Origin of the sequence: Noviherbaspirillum malthae (genome assembly GCF_015352985.1) — a bacterium.
Lineage (GTDB): Bacteria > Pseudomonadota > Gammaproteobacteria > Burkholderiales > Burkholderiaceae_D > Noviherbaspirillum > Noviherbaspirillum malthae.
In genome coordinates this window covers 146,886-161,082 of the sequence record NZ_JACYXF010000004.1, presented here as the reverse complement: position 1 = coordinate 161,082, position 14,197 = coordinate 146,886, and the positions used below count along the sequence as shown (strand labels likewise).

At 60.2% G+C, this 14,197-nt stretch carries 14 protein-coding genes and 2 tRNA genes; 12 read left to right on the top strand and 4 right to left on the bottom strand.

What is annotated here, in order from left to right:
- Positions 1-38 precede the first annotated feature (38 nt).
- The 7 genes from IGW03_RS08810 to IGW03_RS08780 all read left to right on the top strand — a co-directional run bounded on the left by IGW03_RS08810 (position 39) and on the right by IGW03_RS08780 (position 8,379).
- The gene (locus tag IGW03_RS08810; RefSeq protein ID WP_194722166.1) at positions 39-1,109 is read left to right on the top strand and encodes a porin; all 1,071 of its coding nucleotides are present in this window, start codon (positions 39-41) and stop codon (positions 1,107-1,109) included.
- Positions 1,110-1,232: 123 nt separating this feature from the next.
- Entirely contained in the window at positions 1,233-2,132 is a 900-nt protein-coding gene (locus IGW03_RS08805) for an amidohydrolase family protein (protein WP_194722165.1), read from the top strand.
- Positions 2,133-2,219: 87 nt separating this feature from the next.
- Positions 2,220-3,206 (top strand): Bug family tripartite tricarboxylate transporter substrate binding protein, encoded by a 987-nt coding sequence (locus tag IGW03_RS08800; protein WP_194722164.1) that lies wholly within the window; start codon positions 2,220-2,222, stop codon positions 3,204-3,206.
- Between the two features lie 232 nt (positions 3,207-3,438).
- A complete protein-coding gene (gene fahA, locus IGW03_RS08795) occupies positions 3,439-4,767 on the top strand; it encodes a fumarylacetoacetase (RefSeq protein WP_194722337.1) in 1,329 nt (442 codons plus the stop codon).
- A 153-nt stretch (positions 4,768-4,920) separates the two neighbouring features.
- The gene (locus IGW03_RS08790; protein ID WP_194722163.1) at positions 4,921-5,847 is read left to right on the top strand and encodes a LysR family transcriptional regulator; all 927 of its coding nucleotides are present in this window, start codon (positions 4,921-4,923) and stop codon (positions 5,845-5,847) included.
- 324 nt (positions 5,848-6,171) lie between these two features.
- Positions 6,172-7,143, top strand: a complete 972-nt coding sequence (locus IGW03_RS08785) for a Bug family tripartite tricarboxylate transporter substrate binding protein (protein ID WP_194722162.1) — start codon at positions 6,172-6,174, stop codon at positions 7,141-7,143.
- Positions 7,144-7,221: 78 nt separating this feature from the next.
- The gene (locus tag IGW03_RS08780) at positions 7,222-8,379 is read left to right on the top strand and encodes an L-talarate/galactarate dehydratase (RefSeq protein WP_194722161.1); all 1,158 of its coding nucleotides are present in this window, start codon (positions 7,222-7,224) and stop codon (positions 8,377-8,379) included.
- Between the two features lie 135 nt (positions 8,380-8,514).
- Here IGW03_RS08780 and IGW03_RS08775 read toward each other — a convergent pair whose 3' ends face one another.
- Together IGW03_RS08775 and IGW03_RS08770 are read right to left on the bottom strand one after the other, a co-directional pair.
- The gene (locus IGW03_RS08775) at positions 8,515-9,078 is read right to left on the bottom strand and encodes a hypothetical protein (protein WP_194722160.1); all 564 of its coding nucleotides are present in this window, start codon (positions 9,076-9,078) and stop codon (positions 8,515-8,517) included.
- A 73-nt stretch (positions 9,079-9,151) separates the two neighbouring features.
- Positions 9,152-9,457 carry a hypothetical protein gene (locus IGW03_RS08770; protein ID WP_228535251.1) on the bottom strand — a complete coding sequence of 102 codons (306 nt, stop codon included), beginning with the start codon at positions 9,455-9,457 and terminating at the stop codon, positions 9,152-9,154.
- Positions 9,458-9,863: 406 nt separating this feature from the next.
- Here IGW03_RS08770 and IGW03_RS08765 point away from each other — a divergent pair, with 406 nt between their 5' ends.
- The 3 genes from IGW03_RS08765 (at position 9,864) to IGW03_RS08755 (ending at position 10,404) form a co-directional block, all read left to right on the top strand.
- Entirely contained in the window at positions 9,864-10,157 is a 294-nt protein-coding gene (locus IGW03_RS08765; RefSeq protein ID WP_194722158.1) for a hypothetical protein, read from the top strand.
- Between the two features lie 92 nt (positions 10,158-10,249).
- Positions 10,250-10,325: transfer RNA gene (locus IGW03_RS08760), tRNA-Asn, on the top strand.
- 3 nt (positions 10,326-10,328) lie between these two features.
- Positions 10,329-10,404: transfer RNA gene (locus tag IGW03_RS08755), tRNA-Thr, on the top strand.
- A 198-nt stretch (positions 10,405-10,602) separates the two neighbouring features.
- On the opposite strand, the gene IGW03_RS08750 is transcribed toward IGW03_RS08755, so the two are convergent.
- Together IGW03_RS08750 and IGW03_RS08745 are read right to left on the bottom strand one after the other, a co-directional pair.
- Positions 10,603-10,794 (bottom strand): hypothetical protein, encoded by a 192-nt coding sequence (locus IGW03_RS08750; RefSeq protein WP_194722157.1) that lies wholly within the window; start codon positions 10,792-10,794, stop codon positions 10,603-10,605.
- Positions 10,795-10,871: 77 nt separating this feature from the next.
- Positions 10,872-12,383 carry an alpha/beta hydrolase gene (locus tag IGW03_RS08745; RefSeq protein ID WP_228535249.1) on the bottom strand — a complete coding sequence of 504 codons (1,512 nt, stop codon included), beginning with the start codon at positions 12,381-12,383 and terminating at the stop codon, positions 10,872-10,874.
- A gap of 356 nt (positions 12,384-12,739) precedes the next feature.
- Between IGW03_RS08745 and IGW03_RS08740 the strand changes: the two genes are divergently transcribed.
- A complete protein-coding gene (locus IGW03_RS08740) occupies positions 12,740-13,345 on the top strand; it encodes a TetR/AcrR family transcriptional regulator (RefSeq protein ID WP_194722156.1) in 606 nt (201 codons plus the stop codon).
- Between the two features lie 138 nt (positions 13,346-13,483).
- A complete protein-coding gene (locus IGW03_RS08735) occupies positions 13,484-14,179 on the top strand; it encodes an SDR family oxidoreductase (RefSeq protein WP_194722155.1) in 696 nt (231 codons plus the stop codon).
- The last annotated feature ends 18 nt before the right edge of the window (positions 14,180-14,197 follow it).

Sequence of the window (14,197 nt, the reverse complement as noted above, 5' to 3'; positions counted from 1 at the left end):
GGCACAACTTTTAATAATTTCAACAAGGGAGAGGCAATATGAAAAAGAATCTGGCCGCCGCAATCGGTGTAATCGGTGCATTTGGAGCAATGGCAGCAGCAAGTGCATCGGCGCAAACCAACGTGCAGATCTACGGCATCGCCGACGTCGGCATCGAATATCTAACCAATGCCGGCGGAACGCCGGCCAACAGCGAGAACCTAGTGCGCATGGCAAGCGGCAACCTGTCCGGTTCGCGTATCGGTTTCCGCGGCACTGAAGATCTGGGATCGGGACTCAAGGCGATTTTCACGCTGGAAAACGGATTCGAGATCGACACCGGTGCGCTGGCGCAGGGCGGCCGCCTGTTCGGACGCAATGCATTCGTCGGTCTGCAATCCGAGCTGGGCGCGCTGACCTTCGGCCGTCAGCAGAATGCGCTCTACGACCTGATGATCAAGTACGACCCGATGACGTTTTCCGCACGCTATTCGGCGCTCATGCATGATGCGAACTTCACCGGCCGCATCGACAACACCGTCAAGTACACCGGCAATGTCGGCGGCTTCACTGCAACCGCCCTGTACAGCTTCGGCCGCAACCAGGATGGCGAAGTTCCGGGCAACTCCAGGGTATCCCGCAACATCGGCGCCGGGCTGAACTATGCCGGCGGACCGATCGGCGTCGGCATCGCTTATGACCAGTTCCAGGGCAACACCATTGCCACCGCAGGGCAAAGCTCCAAGCGAATCATGGCCGGCGCCAGCTATGATCTCGGTGCCGTCAAGCTGTTCGGCGCCTATCGCTGGCTGAAGGATGAAATCGTTGCGGCGGGAACACCGGCAGTTCGTGCGGACGTCTACTGGCTCGGTGCATCCTACAAGGCTGCGCCGTCGGTCGTGATCAATGGCGCGGTGTACCGGACTGACCGCAAGGGGTCGCAGGCTGACCCGACAAGCTTCGTGCTGTCGACAGTCTATTCGCTGTCCAAGCGCACCGATGTGTATGGCAATCTCGGCCTGGCACGCAACAAGGCGGGCTCCAACCTCGGCTTGAGCGGCGTCGGCTCGTCTATCGTGGCGGGCGAGAACCAGACCGGCGTGCTCGTCGGCGTGCGCCACCGTTTCTGATAACCAGAAGGGTGAGGCGGGCATTCTGCCTGCAAGACCGTTCGATGCATGGACGGTAAGCTTGGCAGGATGCCCGCCGCGACATGCCGTCGCGGTGTGGGCACTTGAGTAAAAGGATGAAACATGTCACACCCTGTCCTGGCCGTTCAGGCAAATAACAATCCGTCGGCAGTGCCGTTCAGTGCCGGATCCGGACTGCCGACGCTCCTGGCGCCGGAGAATGCCTGCGACTGCCACATGCATGTGTACGATCGCCGCTGCCCGGTTGCCCCGGGCGCAACCCTGACGCCGCCGGATGCCTCAGTGGAAGATTACCGGCGCTTGCAGCGCCGCCTGGGAACCAGCCGCGTCGTCGTGGTGACGCCTTCCACCTACGGCACCGACAACAGCCTGATGCTGGACGCAGTGGCCCAGTTGGGCGAGTGCGCCCGGGGCATCGCGGTCGTCGATCAAACGGTTTCCGACAATGAACTTGCACGCCTGCATCAGGGCGGGGTTCGCGGTCTGCGCTTCAACCTTGCAAGAGGCAATTCATCCGCGGCGGCCGACATGGAGCCGCTGGCCGCGCGGATTGCGGCCCTGGGCTGGCATATCCAGCTCCTGATGCCTCCTGCCCGCCTGGTGGAGTGCGAAGCGTTGCTGAAGCGCCTGCCCGTTCACATCGTGTTCGATCACTTCGGGCGTATCGATGTCGCATCCGGCACCGCTCATCCCGCCTGCAACATCATTCGAGACCTGCTCGACTCCGGAAAGGCATGGGTAAAGCTGAGCGGCGCCTATCTCCTGAGCCAGGAAGGGGCGCCTGACTATGGCGACATCAAGGAGCTGGCCAAGGCATACATCCATGCGGCGCCGGACCGCATCGTCTGGGGCTCCGACTGGCCGCACGCCGTTGCCTCCATGGGCGAACGTCCGATGCCCGATGATGCACGTCTGCTTGATCTACTGCTTGACTGGACGGAGGGCGAGGCGGCAAGAACACGAATCCTCGTCGACAATCCCGCCGCGCTTTATGGATTTTAGGACGTATGGAACCTGTTGCATCGTCTGTCAGACGGAGGTGAAACGGGTTCCGCAACAGAAGCAACCTGTGCTTTAAAGGAGGACCCCATGTTCAGCACACGCTTTCTCAGGCCGGCCGCCTGTGTCGCCGCCGTACTCGCTCTTGCAGCGCAGATTCCCGCCGGTGCGCAGGACGCATGGCCGAGCAAGACCATCACCTACGTTGTTCCCTATCCGCCCGGCGGCACCACCGACATCGTCGGCCGCCTGATCGCGCAGCGCCTGGGTGCGATCCTGCCGGGCACGGTGATCATCGATAACAAGCCCGGTGCGACGGGCGCCATCGGGTCGGCCTTTGTCGCCCGCTCGGCGCCGGACGGCTACACCATTCTCGGCACTTCCATCGGGCCGCAGGCCATCGTTCCCAACCTGGTGCCGAAGCTGACCTACGATCCGGTCAAATCATTCCAGCCGGTGGCCCTTGTCGGCACGGTGCCGCATGTTGCGGTAGTCGCCGGCAGCAGCTCGTATCGCAGCCTGGGAGAATTGATCGCCGACGCGCGCAAGCGGCCGGGGCAACTCGTCTTCGCCTCCGGCGGAAACGGCACCATCCTGCAAATGCAGGGCGAACTCCTCAAGATGCAGGCCAGGATCGACATGCTGCATGTGCCCTACAAGGGAGATATTCCCGCATTGCAGGATGTGCTGGCAGGACACGCGACCATGATGTTCGCGCCGATTGCTGCGGCACTGCCTCATATTCAATCCGGCAAGCTGAAGGCGCTGGCAGTGACGTCGAAGGAGCGGCTCAAGCCCCTGCCTGCGGTACCGACCATGGCGGAGGCCGGGGTACCGGACTTCGTGGCGGAGCAGTGGCAGGCGGTCTATCTGCCCGCAGGCACTCCCGATGCAATCACGCGGCGCCTGTCCACCGAAGTCAAGCGCATTCTGGCCGAACCTGCGGTGACGGCCAAGCTGGAAGGGCTGGGCATCACGCCGGTGGCCGGCGGACCGCAGGAACTGGCTGAAATACAGAAGGCCGATACCCTCAAATGGGGCAAAGTCATCAAGGAAGCCGGAATCAAGGCGGAGTAACTTGCTGCTTCCCGGCTTGTGCAAATGCAATCGGCGGCATCGTGTGCATTATTGACATGCTAAATAGAGGGAATTTGCGTATTTGCATGTTAATCCATTCGCCAAACTCCTATAGTCTTGGCTGCCATAGTCTAACGTTATCTTCCCGCCGCTTGCCGTTTGCACCGGAGCAATGCCCGGCATATCCTGCTCTAATGGCAATCGGCGACAGTAACCAGTAAGGATATTGATGATGCATACGCTTAATGAGACACACGATCTGCAGCTGCGCAGTTGGGTTGCTTCGGCGAACACGGTCGGCACGGATTTCCCGATCCAGAACCTCCCTTTTGCGGTCTTCCGCCGCCGCAACACGGGTGAGCCGTTCCGCTGCGGCGTGGCGATCGGCGACCAGATCCTCGATCTTCGTCTCGCAGCCGAAGTGCCATCATTCAGCGAAGACATCAGAAAGCTGCTGCAGGCCGGTGCCCAGGACAAGCTGAATGCGCTCATGGCCCTGGGTGCGCAGGCGTGGAGCGCGCTTCGGCTGGCGCTGTCGAGGGCGCTGCGGGAAGGCGCGAAGGAAGAGAAGGACTTGCAGTCCTGCCTCGTCGCCCAGACCGACGTCGAATACGACGTGCCGGCGCGCATCGGTGATTACACCGACTTCTACACCTCCGTCTATCACGCAACCAACATCGGCAAGCAGTTCCGGCCGGACAATCCCCTGCTGCCGAATTACAAGTGGGTGCCGATTGGCTACCACGGCCGCTCGTCGAGCATCGTCGTTTCCGGCCGTGAATTCCACAGGCCGGTAGGTCAGACCATGCCGCCGGGCGCTTCCGCACCGTCTTTCGGCCCCAGCAAGCGGCTCGATATCGAGCTTGAGCTCGGCATCTTCGTCGGCACGGGCAATGCTCTCGGCGAGCCCATCGGCATACAGAACGCGGAAGACCATGTGTTCGGCATCGCATTGCTCAATGACTGGTCCGCGCGCGATATCCAGGGTTGGGAATATCAGCCGCTCGGCCCTTTCCTTTCCAAGAACTTCGCATCGACGATTTCGCCATGGATCGTGACCCTGGAAGCGCTGGCGCCCTACCGCGTGCCGTTCTCCCGCCCGAGCGAAGATCCGCAGCCCTTGCCTTACCTCGATTCTGAGCAGAACCGCCAGTCCGGTTCGCTCGACATTCAGCTGGAAGTCGGCCTGTCGACAGCGAAGATGCGCGAAGCGCAAGTGCAGGAAGCGACCATCTGCCGCACCAGCTACCGCCATGCTTACTGGACGGTGGCGCAGCTGGTTGCGCACCATACGGTCAACGGCTGCAACCTCCAGCCGGGCGATCTCTTCGGCAGCGGCACGCTGTCAGGCCCGAGCCTGGACCAGGCGGCCGCGCTGGTCGAACTGACGCAGGGCGGCAAGCAGCCCCTGCAGCTGCCGAACGGCGAGAGCAGGGCATTCCTTGAGGATGGCGATTCCGTGGTGCTGCGCGGCTGGTGCGAGAAGCCCGGTGCGGCACGTATCGGCTTCGGCGAGTGCAAAGGCACGGTGCTTCCCGCGCGCGAGTACAAGACGGCATAGAGGCTGTTCACGCTTCATCGCGCTGCGACATGACCCGGCGGCTGCAAAAGACAGCCCCGGGGCAATCCACCGGCCGGGGCACGGCGGCATTGGCATTGGCTGCAAAGGGAAAGGAAAGTAAGCTATGCGCTTTATTCCAGCCTTTCGTTCGCCATGAATTCTGAAGATCTTGAATGCTTCGTGCGGGTCGCCACATGCGGAAGCTTGTCCCGCGCTGCGATCGAGCTGGGAACGAATCAGTCCACCGTGAGCCGGCACATGATGCGGCTCCAGGCTGATGCGAAAACGCGGCTCTTTCACCGCGGCGGGCGCGGAATTCAGCTGACCGATGCCGGTCACGCGCTGCTTGCCTATGCCAGGCAAGTCACCATGACGATTGAAGAGGCGCAGCGCGCGCTCGGAGCCTTTTCCTCCCAGGGCCCATCGGAAGCGGTTATCGCCGCGCATCCCACGATTGCCAGCATTCTGTTCGGGGCAGTCGGCCTCAGGTTCCAGCGGCAGTATCCGAATACCAGGGTTCGCTTCATTGAAGGCGTCGGCGTTCACATGCTGTCGCTGCTGACCGCCGGCGAAGCCGATCTTGCGGTCTTGTATGCGCAGCCCAACGTCACCGGCGTTAAGGTGGAAACCCTGCTCACCGAGCCTGTATGGCTGATCGCGCCGCCTTCGCATACGCATATCGGCACGTCCATCCCCGTTCACGTCCTCGGGCAATTGCCGATGATCCTGCCGAGCGCGCCCCATGGCCTGCGCATGATGGCGGAGACATTCGCACAGGACAGCAATGTCTCCCTGAACGTGGTGATGGAATCCAATACCTCCATCTCCGTCACGAAACGCCTTGTCCAGATGGGATGCGGCTACACGCTATTGCCATTGGCCGCCGTGCGTGAGGAAGTCACGACCGGAAGGCTGCTTGCCGTGAAACTCGAAGGCGTGACTGCGGAACGCAAGGTGGTGCTGGCATTCTCCCAGAACCGGGCGCCGTTGAGCCATCTCCGGTCGATCACGCAAATCATCCGCGCGGAAGTCGAGGAACTGGTTCGCACGGGCGGATGGGCGGATGCAAGGCTGCATTGAATCCTTGGCTGGATACGAAAGCCGAGAGTCGCCGGCCTTCCTGCGAAATCATCGCGAATCATCATTCCCGAAACATGGTGGAACCGGAGTTGCTGCAATGGCAACTTATGCGAAATCCGCATAACAGGAATGCGCCGGCTGGCGAGTCATTCCGCTGAGCTGCTGCCAGAATAAATCAACCGAATGCCCGCTGTTCGCTGAAGCGATCAAGCATGAGGCGGACGCCATCGTTCCCGTTGCCCGAGCCCGGCCGCATCCGTTCATCGATGTGCAGAGACAGCTCGCATCTGCAGCGACATAACCACAACACCTACGGAGACATTCATGAATGCCCGGAAATTCCTGTCCGCATTAGTCGTCGGCGCCGTACTGACTGCGACGCTGACACACGCCGCCGACTATCCCGAAAAACCCGTCACGGCCATCGTTCCGTTCCTGCCGGGCGGATCGACCGACATGATCGCGCGCACGATAGGCGCAAGAATCCAGACCAAGCTCGGCCAGCCGATGATCGTGGAAAACAAGCCAGGCGCGACGGGTGCCATCGGCGCAGGTTTCGTAAAGAATGCGCCCGCAGACGGCTACACGATTCTTGTCGCATCCATCGGCGTTTATTCCGTCAATCCGCATCTGCAGAAGAAGCTGGCTTACGACCCCTCGAAAGACTTCGACCTGCTCACGGTTGCGGTTCGGGCGCCGAATGTGCTGGTCGTCAATCCCAGTCTTCCGGCCAACACGGTCGCCGAATTCATCGCGTATCTGAAGAAGAATCCGCAGAAGGTTTCGTTCGGCACGTCGGGCGCCGGCACATCGGATCATCTGACGACAGCGCTGTTCTGGCAGAAGACGGGCACGAACGGCGTTCATATTCCATACAAGGGCGGTGCGGCGGTCCTCGGCGATGTCATGGCCGGCCATGCGGAGGCGTCGTTCCAGAATCTGAATGTGGTCATCCCTCATGTGAAATCGGGGAAGCTGAAAGCACTGGCGATCACCAGCGACAAGCGATCTTCGTTGCTGCCCTCGGTGCCGACGATGAATGAAGCGGGGATCAAGGACCTCGAGGTCACATCCTGGCAAGCCGTCGCGGCGCCCCGCGGTCTGGCGCCGGAAGTGAAGGCCAAATTGCATGGCGCCATCGTCGGCATCCTGAACGAGCCGGACGTCAGGCAGCGCCTGACCGAGCAAGGTTTCGACGTGGTCGGCAACAGCCCTGAGGAATTCAGGAAATTCCAGTCCGCCGAGCTTGAGCGCTGGAAGAGGGTGATTCATGACGGAAACATCACCATCGATTAAGCGGGTAGCGTAATCAACGCTACCCAAGGCCAGGCATATCGCCGCTCCATTTTTATTGCATAAGGAAAGCATTTCATCATGTCTCACAATAGCGCCTTTTCTTCCGCCAGCGACGATGCGATCGCCTGGGTCCGCGTGGCTTCGGTGACGCTGCCATTGGCCAATCCGATCAGCGATGCCAAGGTTCTGACCGGCCGCCAGAAGCCGATGACCGAGATTGCCATGCTGTTCACGGAAATCGAAACGGGCAGCGGCCATCGCGGCATCGGATTCAGCTATTCCAAGCGTGCCGGCGGACCGGGACAGTTCGCCCATGCCAAGGAGATCGCGCCCGTTCTACTGGGGGAGGACGCAAGCGACATCGCGCGCCTGTGGGACAAGCTCGCATGGGCAGGCGCATCGGTCGGCCGCAGCGGATTGTCGACCCAGGCAATCGGCGCCTTCGACGTGGCGCTGTGGGATCTGAAGGCCAAGCGTGCCGGCCTGTCGCTTGCAAAGCTGCTGGGCGCCTATCGCGACTCGGTTCGCTGCTACAACACCTCGGGCGGCTTCCTGCATACGCCGCTGGATCAACTGGTGAAAAACACCGACATGTCGCGCGAGCGCGGGATAGGCGGCATCAAGCTCAAGGTCGGGCAGCCCGACTGCGCACTGGACATTCATCGCGTCCAAACGGTGCGCAAGCATTTGGGAGATGCCTTTCCCCTCATGGTCGACGCCAATCAGCAATGGGATCGTCCTACCGCGCAGCGGATGTGCCGCATCATGGAACAGTTCAACCTGGTGTGGATTGAAGAGCCGCTGGACTGTTACGACGCGGAGGGGCATGCCGCACTTGCCGCGCAGTTCGATACGCCGATTGCGACCGGCGAGATGCTGACGAGCGTGGCTGAACATTGGGAACTGATCAGGCAACGATCCGCGGATTACGTCATGCCGGATGCTCCACGCGTTGGAGGCATCACGCCGTTTCTGAAGGTGGCTTCGATGGCCGAGCATGCAGGACTGATGATCGCGCCCCATTTTGCGATGGAACTGCATGTGCATCTTGCCGCCGCTTATCCCCGCGAACCGTGGGTGGAGCATTTCGAATGGCTCGAACCGCTGTTCAATGAGCGGTTGGAGATCAAGGATGGCCGCATGCTCGTGCCGACCCGGCCGGGGCTCGGTGTCAGCCTGAGCGAGCAGGCCGTGCGGTGGACTGTGGCGGAAGCGGAATTCGGCAAGCGGGCGTAATGCAAGGCATCGCCAAAATCTTCTGACTGCGATTGAGCCAAGATTCTGGTACCTGTGATGGAAATGATGGATAAAGTGCCGCTTCACCAACGCCGTTCGGCGTTGGTGTGCAATGATGAGTTATGGATGTTTCATTCAACGTGCAAGCTTGAGCTCGGAAAAGACGCCAGATGCAACGGCATCAACTTGTTGTGGCGTCATTTTTCCGAAGACACCGTGCCAGGCGGATGACGTCGTGTTGTAGTTCTGGGCGCCAAACGACTTGCCGGTTTTCAGATCAATAAAATTTGCCTTGGAGTCAATGAAGGCGTTGCCTGTCATGACGCCGAAGAAGACTCGTGCACCGATGCCGACCATACGATAATCATTGACATAGACTGTCAACAAGGTGCCGGGCTCTCCGGTAGGACGGGCCTCGCCATCCTGCATCGAAAAGGCAATGCCGGCCTCTTTGGCGTGATCCGCAAAAGTGGCACGCCATTCTTCTTTGAAGCTTGACCAATCCTTTGCTTCCGTTACGTTCTTCGGCCCTGACATATTCAATACAAGCTTTTTAGCTGACGTAGCAGGCACGGGTACGGATTGCCGACTTGATGCCGATGCGGCTGCAGACTGAGGCGCATTTTGTTCTTGCCTGGTCGATGCGCAGCCGGTCAGAAAGACCACGGTCAACATCCCTACGAGTGCATAGTGCTTCATTCTTCCTCCTTTGTTTATGTTTGACTTGACGAAAATAATGCGCAAAACGTCCTTGCGATGCAAGAGTCAGGTATTACAGCACGCGCCACAGCGACAGCATGCCGTACAAGTGTACGAGCCCAATGAAGCCGCAGATACCGGATGACACCCGCCAGAAGGTATTTGAATTCCCGGGAAAAAGCGGTTTCAAAAACGGAAAGGCGACAGCTCTGGCGATATAGATGCTGCAGATAACAGATAGAGCGAGCTTGGTCATTGGAAGTCTCCCAATGATGCCTGCACCGGATAGCGCGTAGGCTGCCCAAAGCAGAAGAACTCCGGCGATTGTCAGGGTGACGAGTGTCGGGCGGAGCCTGCCTGCTTCGGCGACACGAATCATGCGTTCTCCGGCACCCATGAAGCGGTATGCGGGAGCGCCGATCAGGATGCACGTCAAGTGAGCCACGGCTGCGGCTCCACTGAGTGATGCTCCAACGATGAGAGCTTGAGCGCCTGTACTGAGCATGGGTATTTGATGATGCCTAACGGGTCGGTTCATGGGCGCGTTGCGTCACTCTGCAACCTTGGTTTATGTCGTGCGGCGTCGATGCGGTGGAACAGCACATTCCGGTAACCTTCGTGGAGATCAGGCTCGTCAGTATGGAAATCGAAAGGCGGACCAGGCAAGGCCCGGATTCCGCAAGACCCATGTCTAATACCAATCCTAAGGCATAACATGGAATGTTACATTCGATTCGGTGGCTTGCGCCATCCCAAGGAGATGGGATGGCGCGGGTACGGCTACCATGTCGCTTACGATCAACGTTCGCAATATTTTCGCATCGACCCTTACTCAACAAGCCCTCTGCGCGCTGTTGCTTCTTTTTACATCAGTATTGGAAAGTAATCTGCCGAGGATCGAAGCGATCCACTGCCTGAAACGGCCGTCTGAACGATCATTGGTTCTGATGTCCCGGGCAGTCAATCCGGCTCTTGCGCACACGGCAGGCGTGCATGGAGCGCTTTCAAAAATTCGAACTCAACCGGTTTCAAACCCGATGAAGTCATTATTGGAAGAACCATATTCATTTGATATGTAATGGTTATTCCAATAAGAAAAATCAACTTCATTGGCTTAAAGTGTTTCTGCATATTGACGCCGTGCCTGTGATCGCTATAATGCCGGCTCTATTCCCTGATAGCTCAGTCGGTAGAGCGACGGACTGTTAATCCGCAGGTCCCTGGTTCGAGTCCAGGTCGGGGAGCCACGTGCCGCCTTAGCTCATTTGGTAGAGCAGTTGACTTGTAATCATCAGGTGGTCTGTTCGAATCAGACAGGCGGCACCACCGAACACCGGGCAGTATGCTCGTAAAAGCCGCAAACCGTTGATATCAACGGTTTGCGGCTTTTTTCTTGCCCGAAGATTCGTAAATTGCAGTGACGGTGGAATTCCAAGTGCGGTTGGACCTTGTCAATACTGAACGATCAGGTTACCTCGCGACGATTCACTTTATTCCCTGAGGTGGCGCGGCGAATGCGATTCGCTAGGAATTTTCTGCAATCGCAGTCTCCAGTTTCTTCCTTGCCTCAGGCGACATCGTCGCCATCCCGCCGTCGACCTGCAGTAGCCAGCGAGACGCCTCCAGTTTCGCTTCGACGGCAGTTGCCAGACTGTTCTTGTTGCAGATCGTGCGAATCATCGATTCGACAGCGTTATCGTCGATTTCCTGTGCCATGGGCTCCTCCGTTCCTGAAACATTGAGAAGGTATTGTCGCGTCTCTGAACCGCAAACGCGGTTCAAGCCGGAAAGCATTACGGACACGACGGCATCAATCTCCTCGACACGTCAATTGCGGTGGAGTCATCCGGCCCCGCGTTGTTGCGGGTGAATGCGCAACCGTAAGCCGGATTGGCCACGACGGCCGGGGTCAGTACATCGTCGCCTGCCGGTTTCACGCCGGTCTGCTCCCAGGTCACCATGGCCTGGAAAGCTTCCACTTGTTCCGCGACCGTGAAGTCGCAATGGCCGGGCGCGCGCAGCGCGCGCTGCACCAGCCACTGGTCACTGCCGTTGGCCTGCGCGCGGCGCTTGTAGATCTGTTCCATGCTGAACGGCACGAACAGGTCGCCCAGTCCGTGAAGCGTTACCACCGGCACGCTGAACTGGCCGTTGACCTTAGGCACCCAGCGCAGGCCGTCGGTGCGCAGCGGGTTGGCATCAGGCGTCGGCGTCACGCGCAGGATGCTGGCATTCATTGCCTGCTCCGCCGGCGATTGCGCCGGGTCGTCGTCCAGCTGGTAGATGAAGCCTCGCGTATCGACCACATTCTTGTTGAGGATGCCGTCGAGCGTGCCGTTGTCGTTGAAGCGGCGCCATACGCCTTCCTGCAGCGGCTTGAGCTTGAAGCTGTCTTCCGCTATGGGGCGAGGGCCGCCGGTGAGGTTGATGAAGGCCGAGCGCAGCTGGCGGCCCTTGTCGGTGAGGATCGATGGATAGAGTATCCAAAGCTCGTCCTTGATGTCCTTTTCCTTGCTGTCGAAGTCGGTGACCGGATAGCTCGTCGCGGGCTGGCCGGCGATGTACTGTGCAGCGAGCTGGTAGGCGGTGGCGTAATTGAAGAGCTCGGTATCGCCGACCACGCCGCACATCGGTACCGCGCCGTGGTACGACACCTTGTTCCTTGCCGTCGCCAGGGTTTCGCGTTCCACCGCGGCGGCTGCGACATGGCCGCCCATCGAGGCGCCGACGATGTAGATGCGCAAAGGTGCGGCCAGGGGACGGTTGTTCTGCGCGGCAATGGTGGTGAAGGCCAGCGCCAGCGCATTGGTGTCTTCGATGCCGGAGCGAACGTCGTAGCTGTTCTTGCTGAAACTCGATGCCGCCCAGGCATAGCCGTTTTCGATCAGGTAGCGGCGGATCGGGATGTCGGATACCTTCAGTTCCGGATGAAGGCCTTCATAGCCGTGCGCATACATCACGAGGCGGCCGTTCCAGTTGCGGGGCACTTCGATCCGGTAGCCGCTGCCGTTGAGCACGCCTGCCCAGCGGTCGGTTTCCACGGTTGTGCCTGCGAGCGGCCCGAAGGGCAATGCCGCTTGGTCGAGCGTGAAGACCAGGGAATCGTGGAGGCGGGTGTCGCCGGCCGGCGGATTGGCTGCAGGAGCTGCCGGAGCGGATGCCGCAGGCGGCGGCGTTGTGCCGGAGCCTGCGGCGGTCGAGTTGTCGTCGCCGCCGCCGCAGCCGGCCAGCAGCAGGGCGGCGGGAACAGCCGCCTTGAGCAGGCCATGCGCCAAAGTCGAGGAAAGGATGGAAGTGTTGTTCATTGTCTTGCCTTTTTTGTTCATGCGAATCGATGGCAGCGACGCTTGCAAGGGCGGGCCAACGCCTGAATGGGCCCGGACACCATTGCAGCCTTGTGGCTGAAGCAGCTGAAGGAGAGGACCGGATCGCGACCGCTTGTTGTTTCTGTATGCCTATCTGGCTATTGAGCGGGCGCCTGCGATTTGTTTCCGTGTAACGGCGTTGCGCATGAGGACCATCAAATTCCGCATGGGCACTCTGGGTTGTCCGGCTGCAAGCCCGCAGGCAAGCAGTGTCTTTCGGTAGCTGCAGCATTTTCCGGTTGACTTTGAAATATGATGGTCATAATATGACGTTCATCATATCTGAGAGTCTTTCAATGCCAGACCCAGCCAAGCCCAGCCGCAAGGAGCTTTCCCATGACCGCATCCTCGAAGCCGCATCGCGCGCGATCCGGCGCAACGGATTCGATGGCGTCAGCGTGGCCGACGTCATGAAGGAAGCGGGACTGACGCACGGCGGCTTCTACGCGCATTTCGCAACGCGCGAGGACATGGTGGCGGAAGCGATCGAATACGGCGCAAGGCAAAGCGCCGAATCACTGGACCGCGGGGTCGCCGTGCGCTGCAAGCGCGGTGCGACGCCGTTACGGGGACTGATCGAGGCTTACCTGTCGGAACTGCATATCGAATCGAAGGAAGGCGGCTGCATGGTGGCGGCCCTGGGTTCGGAAATGTCGCGCCAGACGCCCAAGCTGCATGAAGCCTCGTCGGCCCGCATCATGGGACTCGTGAAGCGGGTGGAAGCGGCGCTGGCGCCCGAAGTCCCGAAAGAGCGGGCCATGGCGATCGCCGCTGCCATGGTCGGCGCGCTGCAGATGGCACGCGCATTGGGCGGCAAGCAGGGCAAGGAGCTGCTTGCCGTCAGCCGCGAGGCATTGCTCGAACAGTACGACACGGCGAATTCATCCGCCGCACAAAATTAAGACGCGGAGTGATTGCGGCCTGCCGCAGCACTCCATTTTTTTACGCCAAAAATATGATGCTCATCATATTTTGATCCGCGGTTGGCACCCGGGTCTGCCGCAGCGACACGCGGCAGCATCAACTCGAAAGGAAACGTCATGAAACTGCAAGGTGCAACCGTATTGATCACCGGTGCAAACCGCGGCCTCGGACTGGCATTTGCACGCGAGGCGCTGGCGCGCGGTGCGCGCAAGGTCTACGCGGCGTCGCGCGATCCCTCGCGCGTCACGCTGCCCGGCGTCACGCCGGTGCGCCTGGATGTGACGAAGCCGGACGAGGTCGAGCAGGCCGCCCGCGAGTGCGCAGACGTAACGGTGGTCATCAACAATGCCGGCATCGCCGGCTTCGACAGCGTGACCGGCCCCGACGCGGAAGCCGCGCTCACCCGCCACTTCGACACCAATGTACTGGGCGTATCGCGGGTCAGCCGCGCGTTCGCACCCGTGCTTAAGCGCAACGGCGGCGGCGCGCTGCTCAACGTGCTTTCCGTCGCGAGCTGGAGGAGTTCGTCGATGCTCGGCGTCTATTCGGTCTCGAAGGCCGCCGCATGGGGGCTCACCAATGCCTTGCGCAACGATCTCAAGTCACAGAACACGCAGGTGACTGCCTTGCATGTCGGCCTGATCGACACCGACCTGACGCGCGATATCGATGCGCCGAAGTCTTCGCCGGACACCATCGTCGCACGGTCCTTCGATGCGTTCGAGCAGGGCGCAAGCGAAGTGCTCGCCGATGACCTGACGCGCCAGGTGAAGCTGGGCCTGAGCCTCGAACCTGCCGTCTATCTCGGCTAATCCAACCTGCGAGACCGC

Bases quoted from the DNA above. Each gene is read 5' to 3' on its own strand.
- fahA (WP_194722337.1), top strand. From the start codon at position 3,439: ATGCATACGCTTAATGAGACACACGATCTGCAGCTGCGCAGTTGGGTT.
- IGW03_RS08750 (WP_194722157.1), bottom strand. From the start codon at position 10,794: ATGGCACAGGAAATCGACGATAACGCTGTCGAATCGATGATTCGCACG.
- IGW03_RS08735 (WP_194722155.1), top strand. From the start codon at position 13,484: ATGAAACTGCAAGGTGCAACCGTATTGATCACCGGTGCAAACCGCGGC.
- IGW03_RS08740 (WP_194722156.1), top strand. From the start codon at position 12,740: ATGCCAGACCCAGCCAAGCCCAGCCGCAAGGAGCTTTCCCATGACCGC.
- IGW03_RS08785 (WP_194722162.1), top strand. From the start codon at position 6,172: ATGAATGCCCGGAAATTCCTGTCCGCATTAGTCGTCGGCGCCGTACTG.
- IGW03_RS08765 (WP_194722158.1), top strand. From the start codon at position 9,864: ATGTCGCTTACGATCAACGTTCGCAATATTTTCGCATCGACCCTTACT.
- IGW03_RS08810 (WP_194722166.1), top strand. From the start codon at position 39: ATGAAAAAGAATCTGGCCGCCGCAATCGGTGTAATCGGTGCATTTGGA.
- IGW03_RS08800 (WP_194722164.1), top strand. From the start codon at position 2,220: ATGTTCAGCACACGCTTTCTCAGGCCGGCCGCCTGTGTCGCCGCCGTA.
- IGW03_RS08745 (WP_228535249.1), bottom strand. From the start codon at position 12,383: ATGAACAACACTTCCATCCTTTCCTCGACTTTGGCGCATGGCCTGCTC.
- IGW03_RS08780 (WP_194722161.1), top strand. From the start codon at position 7,222: ATGTCTCACAATAGCGCCTTTTCTTCCGCCAGCGACGATGCGATCGCC.
- IGW03_RS08770 (WP_228535251.1), bottom strand. From the start codon at position 9,457: ATGATTCGTGTCGCCGAAGCAGGCAGGCTCCGCCCGACACTCGTCACC.
- IGW03_RS08775 (WP_194722160.1), bottom strand. From the start codon at position 9,078: ATGAAGCACTATGCACTCGTAGGGATGTTGACCGTGGTCTTTCTGACC.
- IGW03_RS08805 (WP_194722165.1), top strand. From the start codon at position 1,233: ATGTCACACCCTGTCCTGGCCGTTCAGGCAAATAACAATCCGTCGGCA.
- IGW03_RS08790 (WP_194722163.1), top strand. From the start codon at position 4,921: ATGAATTCTGAAGATCTTGAATGCTTCGTGCGGGTCGCCACATGCGGA.